Below are 1087 nucleotides of genomic sequence, written 5' to 3'. Positions count from 1 at the left end.
CTGTACGTGCTGCGGACCGGTGTTGCCTGGCGTGACGTGCCGGCGGAGACAGTGGGCTGCTCCGGAGTCACGGCCTGGCGCAGGCTGCGGGACTGGACCGAGGCCGGCGTGTGGCCGCGTCTGCACGCTGCCCTGCTTACCGAGTTGCGGCGAGCGAACCTGCTGGACCTGGATGACTGCGCCGTTGACGGCTCACATGTCCGGGCCCTGAAAGGGGGGACCACGTCGGCCCCTCGCCCGTCGACCGTGGCCGCCCCGGCTCCAAGCACCATGTGATCGTCGACCGGCACGGCATCCCGCTGGCCGTCACGCTCACCGGGGGCAACCGCCACGACGTCACTCAGCTGCTGCCGCTGCTGGACGCCGTCCCGCTGATCCGGGGCCTGCGGGGGCGCCCGCGTCGCAAGCCCCGGCGCTTGTATGCCGACCGGGGCTACGACTACGACAAGTACCGCCGCCTGCTGTGGAAGCGTGGCATCAAGCCGGTGATCGCCCGACGCGGCGTCGCCCACGGAAGCGGCCTGGGCAAGGTCCGCTGGGTGGTGGAGCGTGCCTTCGCCTGGCTGCACCAATTCAAACGGCTCCGCATACGCTATGAACGACGCGCCGACCTCCACCAGGGCTTGCTAGAACTGGCTTGCAGCGTGATCTGCCTGCGACGACTCCAGAAGAGTCGCCGCTCCCCGGGTCAGTAACGGAGGCGAGCCTCGGACCCGTCGATGCGCAGCCAGCAGTCCTTGAACACCTGCAGCAAGGACCGCCCGCCGCCGATCGGAACCAGCGTGAGCTCCAAGTCGAGCAATGGCTTCACCACTGCGACAGTCCTAGACCCATCTGGATCTGGACCCCCGGAGAGCCGCCAAAGCCTCGAACAGCGGCCTCACGCTCTCCCATCCCGGCCCCGGCATGAAACGCGCCAAGAAGAACGGCTGGTCACAGCCGTACTCACTCAGCTCACCGAGCAGGACGTCCCCCTGCAAAAGCTGCCACTGCGTCACGACCTGCCCCCATCCTCGCCGCTCAGTCGAGAACGCATCCTCGCAGCGCACAACCATCTGACCAAGCACGTCATTCTGAAACGATCAGT

General features: G+C 67.5%; 1 pseudogene. It reads left to right on the top strand.

Going from position 1 to position 1087, the window contains the following annotated elements:
* Nucleotides 1-695: pseudogene (locus tag ACZ4N4_RS46335) on the top strand (IS5 family transposase); the annotation flags it as partial.
* Nucleotides 696-1087: the final 392 nt, after the last annotated feature.

It is taken from the genome of Streptomyces sp. NPDC026538, from assembly GCF_055567535.1.
The sequence above is the reverse complement of the archived record's forward strand: the minus strand, read 5'-3'. Positions and strand labels throughout refer to the sequence as shown.